General features: G+C 73.4%; 7 protein-coding genes and 1 pseudogene. 1 reads left to right on the top strand and 7 read right to left on the bottom strand.

All coding sequences use genetic code 11. The annotated features are described in order from the left end of the window. The first annotated feature begins 276 nt into the window (after window positions 1-276). Complete coding sequence (locus G5C51_RS36900; RefSeq protein ID WP_338118443.1) at window positions 277-930, top strand: SIMPL domain-containing protein; 654 nt, start codon at window positions 277-279, stop codon at window positions 928-930. Window positions 931-1,015: 85 nt separating this feature from the next. Here the strand turns inward: G5C51_RS36900 and G5C51_RS44365 are convergent. From G5C51_RS44365 to G5C51_RS36935, 7 genes and pseudogenes are all read right to left on the bottom strand, one after another. Continuing rightward, window positions 1,016-1,664, bottom strand: a pseudogene (locus tag G5C51_RS44365) (cytochrome c oxidase assembly protein); the annotation flags it as partial. Then, on the bottom strand, window positions 1,657-2,712 hold the full coding sequence (locus G5C51_RS36910) for an FUSC family protein (RefSeq protein WP_165244410.1): 1,056 nt from the start codon (window positions 2,710-2,712) through the stop codon (window positions 1,657-1,659). The pseudogene G5C51_RS44365 and the gene G5C51_RS36910, both read right to left, overlap by 8 nt. After that, window positions 2,709-3,407, bottom strand: coding sequence for an aspartate racemase/maleate isomerase family protein (locus G5C51_RS36915; protein WP_165244412.1), 699 nt, complete (start codon window positions 3,405-3,407; stop codon window positions 2,709-2,711). Before G5C51_RS36915 ends, G5C51_RS36910 begins: the two co-directional genes overlap by 4 nt. Before the next feature lie 86 nt (window positions 3,408-3,493). Next, the gene (locus G5C51_RS36920) at window positions 3,494-5,020 is read right to left on the bottom strand and encodes an FAD-dependent oxidoreductase (RefSeq protein WP_165244414.1); all 1,527 of its coding nucleotides are present in this window, start codon (window positions 5,018-5,020) and stop codon (window positions 3,494-3,496) included. Between the two features lie 91 nt (window positions 5,021-5,111). Beyond that, complete coding sequence (locus G5C51_RS36925; protein WP_165244416.1) at window positions 5,112-5,348, bottom strand: hypothetical protein; 237 nt, start codon at window positions 5,346-5,348, stop codon at window positions 5,112-5,114. Between the two features lie 83 nt (window positions 5,349-5,431). Continuing rightward, window positions 5,432-7,462, bottom strand: a complete 2,031-nt coding sequence (locus tag G5C51_RS36930) for a CocE/NonD family hydrolase (protein WP_165244418.1) — start codon at window positions 7,460-7,462, stop codon at window positions 5,432-5,434. Then, window positions 7,463-8,758: an ATP-grasp domain-containing protein gene (locus tag G5C51_RS36935; protein ID WP_165244420.1), complete on the bottom strand. Its 1,296-nt coding sequence runs from the start codon at window positions 8,756-8,758 to the stop codon at window positions 7,463-7,465. Window positions 8,759-8,776: the final 18 nt, after the last annotated feature.

Genomic DNA, 8,776 nt, shown 5'->3' on the forward strand with positions numbered 1-8,776 from the left:
GGCCCGAACCCCACACCCCCACCACCGCAGCCGGAACCGGCCTGAGGCGGCAGCCGAGCAGAGCAGACAGGGCAGGCGGCAGGGCGGGCACCCCTTAATCCGCGTGCCCGCCGCCCGCCCGTCCTCGCGGTCGCGGCTGCCGAGCGGGGGAGTGCGCGGCCGGGCGCGGAGTGGCGCAGGGGTGCGTGGGGGTGGACGTGTTGCTATGGCGGCATGCTTCGAGTTTGTGTGCTTAGTGCTGCCTCTTTTGCGGCTGCCGCTGCCCTCACCGCCGCCGTGCCGGCCGCTGCCGTCGCCGCCGCTCCCGATCCCGCCACCATCTCCGTGACCGGCAATGGCTCCGCCTCGCAGGCGCCCGATCTCGCCGTGCTCAGTGCCGGGGTGGAGACGCGCGGGGACACCGCGGAGAAGGCCGAGGACGCCATGGTCAAGGCGTCGAACAAGGTGCTGGACGCCATCCGTGCGGCGGGCGTGGAGAAGAAGGACGTGCAGACGCAGGGGCTTTCGCTGCGGGCTGTGTATGAAGAGAAGGACGGGAAGTCGACCGTCGTCGGGTACGAGGCGGGGCAGACGTTCACCGTCAAGGTGCGGGACATCGACTCCGCGGGTGACGTCGCGCAGGCCGTGACCGACGCGGGCGGCGACGCGGCGCGCGTGCACGGCATCAGCTTCGACGTCGCCGACCGCGACGACCTCAACGCCGACGCCCGCGCGGACGCGTACCGCGACGCCCGCGCCAAGGCCAGGCAGTACGCGAAGCTGAGCGGGCACAAGCTCGGCCGTCTCGTCAGCCTGAAGGAGGGCGGTGGCGGAGGTACGCCCCAGCCGGTCGCGATGGCCGCCCCCGAGGCGTCGGACGCGCAGCTGGAGGTCCCGGCAGGGGAGCTGACCGCCGATGTGTCGGTGAACGCCGAGTACCGGCTCGACTGACCCGGCGGGCGCGGTCCTGCGCCCCGTACCACTGGAGGCCCAGCGCCACCGCGAGGCCGATCTCCACGAGGTCGCCGCCGTAGTACATGAGCTGGGACGCCAGTTCCCCATCGGCCCGTCCGGCAGACATGCCGGGCGGGCCGGTCGCGTACAGGGACTTCGCCAGGATGGCATGCGCGGCCGCCGCCGCGAGGAGGGTCGCGGTGCGCAGCGGGAAGTCCCGGCGGTGGGCGAAGGGTTCGCGGCCGAGGACGGCGTACGTGAAGAGCAGCCCGGCCAGGATCAGGTGCAGCTGGACGGCGGCGCTCAGCCAGGGGGAGTGGTGGGCGGCGGCGAAGAGCGGGGTGCGGTAGAGCAGCCACAGGCCGCCGGTGTCGAGCAGCGCCGCCACCGGGGGACGGCGGCAGGGCGCGCAGCAGCAGCGTCACCGGGCGGGCCAGCACCACGAGCAGGGGGGTCGCCATCGCCGTCGCCAGGTGGCCCGCCATGTGGGCGGTAAGCGGCGGCAGTTGATCCGACGCCGACGCAGCCACCGCGATCACCGCCGCGGTCGCCCAGCACGCCGCCTCCCACCGCCGCGGCCACGCGTCACCCCGCCGCCGCAGCCGCCGGACCGCGCCCGTATACGCGAGGCAGCACGCCACCGCCGCCAAGAAGAGCGCGGTCACTGGGCGGCAGACCGGCGGCGCAGATCCGCGAAGAGCACCAGGCCTAGACCGTCTCCTCTCAGTCATGGCGCGCCGCCTCCTGGAGCTCCTCGAGGATGCGGTATGCGTCGGTGAGCAGGCCGCCGTACAGCGGCCACTCGTTGGGGGCGTTGAGGTGCTCGAGGCGGCTGCCGGTGGTCAGCGCCATGTAGTGGCGGTGGCCGGCGTTCAGGTGGTGGTCGAAGGCGTCGCCGTCCAGGCCGCCGAACGCCTCGACGCCGCCCGCGGCCGCCTCGAGCAGACCGGCGTACGGCGAGAGGAAGTCGCGCGCGAGTTCGTCGTAGTAGTCGCTGTCCGCCGCATACGCCAGGCCGCGCTGGATCGACTGGGTCTGCAGAGCGACGCGCTGCAGGGTGTTGACCACCCGGCGCTGGCGCGGCAGGGCGGCGGGCCGGTCCGGGCGCCACAGCCGTCGCGGGTTCAGGCGGGCGCTCGTCTCGCCCTCGTCCACGGTCTCGCGGGCGCGCCGCGCCGTGGCCTCCAGGTTGCTCGCCCGCCGCGCCCAGGCGTCGCTGCGGGCCCGGTCGGGGGCGCTGTCGCGGAGGGTGCCGGCGATGTCGGTGAGCAGCTCGGCCACCGAGGCGGACAGCTGGAGGACCGCCTCCTCGGCGCTGCGGTAGTACGCCGGCGGCGCGAGCAGCAGCGAGACGGTGAGGCCGCAGCCGATGCCGAGGGCCACGGCCGCGACCAGGTGCAGGCTGTAGCCGACGACCCCGCCGCCCGCGGTGAAGGCGAACAGCGCGGTGACCGGGACCTGCAGCCGCAGCGGCCCGTACACCGGCAGCCGGGCGGCGGCGAAGGCGGCCGTCATCACCACGGCCAGGCTCCAGGCCTGCACCCCGGTGGCGGCGCTGAGCGCCGTCGCCGGCAGCACGCCCGCGGCGACCGCGGCGGCGTACTGCAGTGAGTGCCACACCGACCGGTACACGGTCGACTGCAGCGCCAGCAGCGCCGTGAACGGCGCGAAGGTGGTGACCGAAGGCGGCAGCAGCCAGGACGCCAGCATCCACGCCGTCACCACCGCGGCGACCGACTTCGCCTGCAGCAGCCCCTGATCGTGGCGCGGCCACCTCACGCGGCGGCGGGCGCGGCCGCCGGTCGGACGCCGATGCGGCCGAGCGCGGCGCGCATGGTGACCTGGTTGGCGGAGAGCACGGGGATGCCCAGCTCGGCCTCCAGCGGCGGCAGCAGGTCGTAGGTCGGCAGGTTGGTGCAGCTGAGGAAGAGCGCGTCCGCCGGGCCGGCCGCCGCCCGCCGCGCCATCGCCGCCACCTCGTCGTACGGCACCCGCCAGATCCGCTCCGTAAGACCGAGCGACGCGCGCCCGGCGACCGGGACGCCCGCGTCGGCGAGGTAGTCCGTCAGCCGCCGCGTCACCCGGCCCGGGTACGGCGCCGCCACGGCGACGCGGCGGGCGTCGAGCTCGCGCAGCGTCTCGAGCAGCGCGCCCGAGGTGGTCAGCGCGGGCACCCCGCAGCACCGCTCCATCGCGTCGCACAGCCGCCGCTCGCCGTTGCGTCCGCCGGCGAAGCTGCCCGCGGTGCAGGCGTACGCCACCACCTCGGGACGCACCGCGCCGAACGCCCGCACCGCCGTCCTGACCGGGGCCTCGTCGCTCGCTCGCGCCCGGTAGCGGGTGCGGGTGAGGTGCAGCGACACGTCGTCGGGCACCCAGCGCCACAGCTCGCGGTCGAGGGCGAAGTCGTACGGGGCCACGACACCTACGCCGTGCTGGTCGGGCGGGCCGGGAAGGAGTGCGGAAGAGTCCACTTACAGGCGCCTGTCTCGTCGCGTAACCAGTGCTTACGCAGGGCGAGTAGCAACCGCGCGGCAGCGGCAAACCCCACCCGGAGCACTCATTCCAGCCGTTTCAGCGGCCGCACCGCGGGGCCCTGCAGCACATCGCCGTCCACCCCGAAGCGGGAGCCGTGGCACGGGCACTCCCAGGCGGTCTCGGTCTCGTTGAAGCGCACCAGGCAGCCCAGGTGGGTGCAGCGGGCGGACAGCGTGTGCAGATTGCCGTCCTCGTCGCGGTGCACGGCCCGCTGCCGCCCCGGGGGCCCGGTCACCGCGCCGCCGCCGCGCGGGACCGTATCGGCGCCCGAGCGCCGGGAGGCATTGAAGCGGTCGCCGGCGAAGCGGCGGGCGACGCCGGTCTGGTACGACAGCAGCGCGGACGCCTCGCGTACGGGATGCAGCCGGCGCGGGTCGTAGATCCAGCTCCACGGCAGCTCGTCGCCGGTCAGGCTCTCGGCCAGCAGCCGGCCCGCCAGCACGCCGCCGGTCATGCCCCAGCCGGCGAAGCCGGTGGCCACGTGCAGATGCCGGGCGCCGGGGTGCAGCGGGCCGATGAACGGGGTGTGGTCGGAGGACCAGTTGTCCTGCGCGGCCCAGTGGGCGAGCGGCTCGGCCGCCGGGAAGTGCTGCCGGGTGAAGTCCACCAGCCGGGCCAGGCGCCCCGGCACGGCGGCCGCGCCGGGGGTGAACTTCTCGCCCGTGACGATCAGCAGCCGCCGCCCGCCGTCGCCGGGCAGCGGCGCGGTGCGTACCGAGCGGGTGTGGTCGTCGGGGGTGAGGTACATGCCGCCGGGGTCGTCCGCGGCCGGGATGGCGGCGGCGACGACCAGTTCGCGCTGCGGCTTCAGCCGGGCGAAGAGCAGGGCGCGGTCGAGGATCGGGTAGTGGGTGGCGATCACGACGTCGCGGGCGCGCAGTTCGGTGCCCTCGGCGGTGACCACGCGGCACGGGCCGCCCTCGTGCACGGCGGCGACCCGGGACTGCTCGTAGATCCGGCCGCCGCGGGCGCTGAAGTCGTCGGCGAGCGCGAGCAGGAACTTGCGCGGGTGGAACTGCAGCTGGTCGGGGAGCCGGAGCCCGGTCGCGTACGGGAAGGGCGGGTCGTCGTCGCGGTCGAGCACGACATCGAGCCCGGCCTCGCCGGCGGCGAAGGCCTCCGCCTCGATCCACCCGTGGTGATCGGGGTCGGAGACGTAGCTGACCGCGGGCCTGCGCTCCAGCTCGCAGTCGGCGCCCAGCCGTTCGCAGATCGATGCCACCTGCCGCACCGCGTCCAGCTGCGAGCGCGCGTACAGCCGGGCGACCTCGGCGCCGCGGGCCGCGCGCAGCTTGCGGTACCGCAGCTCCTGCAGCGCCGACACCTTCGCGGTGGTGTGCCCGGTCACCCCCTCGGCGATCCGCCCGGCCTCGACGACCGCCACCGAGCGTCCGGCCCGGGCCAGTTCCCAGGCGGTGCAGAGCCCGGCGACGCCGCCGCCGACGACGGCCACATCCGCTTCCTCGCCGGCGGGCAGCCGCGGATATCCGCGCCCCGGCGCCGTAGTGATCCAGTGCGATGCCTGCGTACCCACGACCACGTCGGTCATGGTGTCCCCTCCCTCGGGTACGGCGATGTCACGCGGGGCCGCCGCCCCGCGGGGGAACCGGGGCGGCGGCAGTCTCGGTGCTCGGGGCCGCTCAGGCCTTTCCGAGCCGGGTGAGGAGCATCTGCTTGCCCATCTCGGCGCCCTTGCGGCTGTCGGCCTGGGCCTTGGTGAAGAGCTCGACGGCCTCGTTGTCGCCGTCGCGCTCGGCGTCCTTGATGTACTGCTCGAGGCGCAGGGCGTTGCTCAGGCAGGCCTCGACGTACCAGACGAGGTTGTAGTCCTTGTCCTTGGTGCCGGTGACGTGGCCGGTTTCCTGGCTCTCGTGCATGGGGTCTCTCCTCCGTGGGGTGCCTGGCGGCTTGCGGTCCTACTCCCGGTAGCCCGGCAGCGGCCGCTGAAACCCGGCGCGGCTCACAGGTGATCGCGCGGGATGCGGTGCTCCCAGTTGCGGGAGTACGCGCGGTGCTCGCCCTCGTAGCCGTCCAGCTGGGCGTGCAGGCGGAGTTCTCCGGGGGTGGAGTGGAGCACCGTGCGGGTGACGGTGCGGACGCGCCAGTCGCCGCGGCGGAAGGTCAGTTCCGACTCCACCTCGCCCCAGGGGGAGGCGAAGTCGCCGGCCGTGCAGCCGTAGCGCTGGCGGACGCGGCGGCCGACCTCCAGGTCGATGCCGTCGTAGCGGACCACGCCGGTGTCCTTCACGACCTTCAGCTCCTGCTGGTACGTGACCAGGTCGCGGGTCACCTCCCAGCGCTGCTCGCCGGGCGTGACCTGGGTGTGTGCGAGCGGTGGCGCGCCCTCCGGCTCGTCGAAGGGGCGCAGCGACACCTCGTCCGACTCGGTCACCGGGCGCACCGGCAGCAGCAGCCGGCTGCCCGCCGTGTGCACGGTCAGCCGCACCGGGTGCGGTGGCGGCCAGGCCTGCGGCCAGTAGGAGGTGGAGAGCGACAGCCGGATCCGGTGGCCGGCGGGGAAGGCCTGGGCCACGCCGTTGAGTTGGACGTCCACCTGGTAGCGGCGGCCGGGCTCCAGCGGCTGCGGATCGGCGTCGCCGTCCCGGTGGGTGAGGTTCAGCAGCCCGTACGTGACCCGGGTGGCGCTGCCGTCAGGGGCGACGTCGGAGAGCCGGACGGCGACCATCGCGATCGGCTCGGAGACCTCCACCTCCAGCCGGGCCACCGGCGCGCCGAGGATCTCGCACGGCTCGCCGAGCTCCTCGGTGTCGAAGACCAGCGAGCCGCCGTCCTCCTCCCGCTGGTCGTACGGCAGGTCCGGCGGGGCCGCGTACGAGCACCACTTCCCGGCGAACTGGCCGACGGACAGGGGCGATTCGACCGGCAGCGCCTCGTCGGACGGCGGCTCGTGCGGGCGGCCGATGCGGTGGCGGGAGAGCGGCAGCTCGTCCAGGACCGTATGCGGGGACGGCCAGGACGGCTCGCCGGTCCAGCGGCCCGGGCGCTCGGCGTACGAGGTGTGCGGGGGGACGCTGTCCTGCATCCAGGTGCGCAGCACCGGCTCCTCCTCGGCGCCGTTCTCCACCCCCTTCAGCCAGCGGTCCCACCACCGGACGACCTCCTGCAGGAAGCCGACGGCCGGGCCGGGCTCGCCCAGGTGCGGGTACTTGTGCGACCACGGCCCGATCAGGCCCTTGCGCGGCACGTCGTCATCGAGGTGCTCCAGCAGCCGGAAGACGGCGTTGGAGTAGCCGTCCGCCCAGCCGCTGACCGCGAAGACCGGGCAGCGCACCGCCCCGTAGTCCTCGCACACGGACCCGTGCCGCCAGAAGTCGTCGCGCCGCTGGTGCTCCAGCCACTCCGCGAGCCACAGCCCGCTGCCGTCGAGCCGGTCCAGCCACATCCGCCGCCAGCGCTCGCCGACCAGCGCCGGGTCGGGCGGGCAGGAGGTGTGCGCGAACATCGTGGACGCCTCGGAGAGGTTGTCCGAGAGCAGGCAGCCGCCCATGAAGTGCATGTCGTCGGCGTACCGGTCGTCGGTGAAGGACGCGATGACGATGGCCTGCAGGCTCGGCGGCCGGCGGGCGGCGACCTGCAGCGCGTTGAAGCCGCCCCAGGAGATCCCCATCATCCCGGTGCGGCCGTCGCACCACGGCTGTTCGGCCAGCCAGGCCAGCACCTCCTCGGCGTCGGCGAGCTCCTGTTCCAGATACTCGCCGGTGAGCACGCCCTCGGACTCGCCGGTGCCGCGCAGGTCGACGCGCACGCAGGCGTAGCCGTGGCCGGCCATATAGGGGTGGTGGATGGAGTCGCGGACCGCGGTGAGGTCCCGCTTGCGGTACGGGATGTACTCGAGCACCGCGGGCACCGGCTCGTCCTCGGACGCTACGGGACGCCAGATGCGGGCGGCGAGCCGGGTGCCGTCGGAGAGCGGGATCCACAGGTGCTCCTCCTCCTTCACGGCATACGGCAGGGAACTGACCTCGCGCATTTACGTGCTGTCCTCCTCGGTGTCGTCGATGACGAAGTCCAGTGCGGCGACGCACCGTTCGTACTTCTCCCGCAGCCCGTGCTCGTCGTCCGCGCCGACATACACGTGGGCGAGCTCGTAGCTGTAGCTGTCATGCGCCTCCGGCGCCTCGGACAGCCGCATCCCCGCGTCGGCCACCGGCACCATGTCCACGCCGCCGAGCTCCTTCGCCAGCGCCCGCAGCTCGTCCTCGCCCGCCCGGTGCCGCACCAGGCCGTCGCGGAAGCGGCGCAGATACCACTTGGCGGCGACCGCGTACGGGCCCTGCCGGAACGGCAGCCGCGGATTCTCGCCGAGCGCGAGGGAGACCATGCAGTGGTGGTTGGGCACGCCGTCGACCTGGGAGAACAGCTCGGCATGCGACTGCGAGTGGCGCGGATTGACCTCCAGCAGGCCGATGGCGCCGGTGCCGGGGTCGTAGAAGAACTCGATGCAGAAGGTCGAGTGGTCGAGGCCGATCTGCCGGATCACCCGCCGGGAGATGTCCGCGAGCCGATCCTGGACGTCGCCGGGGAGCGCGGACGGGTACTGGTAGCGCAGGAAGCTCGACGTGTCCGGATACGTATGTGAGTCGACGACGCCGTACACCTCGATGCGGCCGTCCTGCACATACCCCTCGACGGTGGCCTGGTCGCCCGGCATCGACTCCTCGACGATGCAGGCCTGCGGCCCGGCGTCGGCGAGCTCGCGGGGGAGTTCGAGCTGCTTGACGACGTACTCGAAGGGCTTGCCGATCTGCTCGATGCCCTCCTTGATCTCCGCGACCGCGGCGCAGAACTGCTCGTCGTCGCGCACCTTGTAGGCGTACTTCGACGAATACGACTTCACCGGCTTGATCCACACCGGATAGTTCAGCCCGTCCGGCAGCCGGGCCGGCTCCTCGAGGTCGAGCAGCGCGAAGCGCGGGTGCTCGTCGATGACCTTGCGCTGCTCGAGGCGGCTCCAGTACTTGTGCTCGCACTTCACGACCGACTCCAGGCTCGGGCTGCGCAGTCCGAAGCGGTGGCAGAGGATCGGCAGCATCGTGGTCACCGGGAAGTCCCGGTAGCCGACGATCGCGTCGACGGTGCCGTCGAACTCCCGCAGCTGGCGCTGCGCCTCATCGAGCAGGTCCGTCAGCTGCCGCTCCTCGAACTGCAGCTCGTCCCGGGTCAGCAGCGGATGGAAGCGGCAGTCGGCCGCCGCGGGCAGCTCGCCCAGCGACCGCAGGTTCAGGTCGTCGAGGCCGAGCACGAAAATGTTGCGGTCGGCCGGCATCCAGGGCTCCTCGGGTGG

Origin of the sequence: Streptomyces coryli (assembly GCF_011044975.1) — a bacterium.
In the GTDB taxonomy this organism is placed as follows: Bacteria; Actinomycetota; Actinomycetes; order Streptomycetales; family Streptomycetaceae; genus Streptomyces; species Streptomyces coryli.

Coding starts and splice junctions, on each gene's coding strand:
- G5C51_RS36930 (WP_165244418.1), bottom strand. CDS start 7,462: ATGCGCGAGGTCAGTTCCCTGCCGTATGCCGTGAAGGAGGAGGAGCAC.
- G5C51_RS36935 (WP_165244420.1), bottom strand. CDS start 8,758: ATGCCGGCCGACCGCAACATTTTCGTGCTCGGCCTCGACGACCTGAAC.
- G5C51_RS36925 (WP_165244416.1), bottom strand. CDS start 5,348: ATGCACGAGAGCCAGGAAACCGGCCACGTCACCGGCACCAAGGACAAG.
- G5C51_RS36920 (WP_165244414.1), bottom strand. CDS start 5,020: ATGACCGACGTGGTCGTGGGTACGCAGGCATCGCACTGGATCACTACG.